Origin of the sequence: Mesorhizobium sp. M8A.F.Ca.ET.181.01.1.1 (assembly GCF_004792025.1) — a bacterium.
Taxonomy (GTDB): Bacteria; Pseudomonadota; Alphaproteobacteria; order Rhizobiales; family Rhizobiaceae; genus Mesorhizobium.
The window spans coordinates 1-325 of the sequence record NZ_SRTV01000168.1 but is presented as its reverse complement, the minus strand read 5'-3'; the positions used below and the strand labels follow the sequence as shown (position 1 = coordinate 325).

Genomic DNA, 325 nt, shown 5'->3' with positions numbered 1-325 from the left:
GTTGCCAACGATCTGGTCAATCGCGGCGGCCCGTCTTTCGTCAACCGCTTGCAGGAATCGACGGGCCGTACCGCGGCCGATGTCGTGCGCCCCTTCGCCGTGGTCCGCGACGGCTTCGCGCTGCCCGCGCTCTACAAGGAGATCGACGCGCTGGACAACCAGATCGACGGCCAGATCCAGCTCGATCTCTATCAGGCGGTCAGCCGGCTCATCTTTGTGACGAGCGGCTGGTACCTGAAGAACCAAGCGGGTTCGGCGCCGCTTGGCATGCGCATCGCCGAATTGCAGGAAGCCCGCAAGGCGCTCGAGCCGAAGCTGGTGTCGT

Annotated in this window: 1 protein-coding gene; it reads left to right on the top strand. The window is 64.9% G+C overall.

Translation table 11 applies throughout. From position 1 onward, the window contains the following. Positions 1-325 (top strand): NAD-glutamate dehydrogenase domain-containing protein (locus EN824_RS34075; RefSeq protein WP_135933206.1); only part of this gene is annotated, 325 nt, incomplete at both ends.